At 59.2% G+C, this 549-nt stretch carries 1 protein-coding gene; it reads right to left on the bottom strand.

Annotated features, from left to right (window positions below; translation table 11 throughout):
* Window positions 1–549: calcium-binding protein (locus ACP7EE_RS27600; protein ID WP_426238175.1), on the bottom strand; the 549-nt coding region annotated here is incomplete at both ends.

Below are 549 nucleotides of genomic sequence, written 5' to 3'. Positions count from 1 at the left end.
GTCGATGGACGAGAACACTCGGTCGAGTGCAGTCAGCGAGGCATCGGTTTCGATCACGACGTCGCCGACGTTGTCGACGTAGTAAGTGTCGACACCGTCGCCACCGATCATGGTGTCGGTACCGAGTCCGCCGTCCATGGTGTCGTCGCCGGCACCACCGTTCAGGACATTGTTGCCGCTGTTGCCGACCAGCGTGTTGTTCAGGGTGTTGCCAACGGCATCCAGGTTGTCGCTGCCGGTGAGAAACAGGTTTTCCAGATTGGCGCCCAACGTCCAGTTTACGGATGAACGTACTGTGTCAATCTCGCTCGCCAGCGTGCTGGCTTCGGTGATGGTGTCGCCAAGGTTGTCAACGACATAGGTGTCGTTGCCCAAGCCGCCGATCAGGGTGTCCGCACCAAGGCCGCCATCAAGTATGTTGGATCCATCATTACCGGTCATCCGGTTACTCACCGCGCTGCCAGTGCCGTTGAGGTTGGCGCTACCGGTGAGAATCAGGTTCTCGACGTTGGCGCCGAGGGTGTAATCGATGGACGAGAACACCCGGTC

The sequence above is a fragment of the Pseudomonas sp. TWP3-2 genome, from assembly GCF_049897765.1.
In the GTDB taxonomy this organism is placed as follows: Bacteria; Pseudomonadota; Gammaproteobacteria; order Pseudomonadales; family Pseudomonadaceae; genus Aquipseudomonas.
The sequence above is the reverse complement of the archived record's forward strand: the minus strand, read 5'-3'. Positions and strand labels throughout refer to the sequence as shown.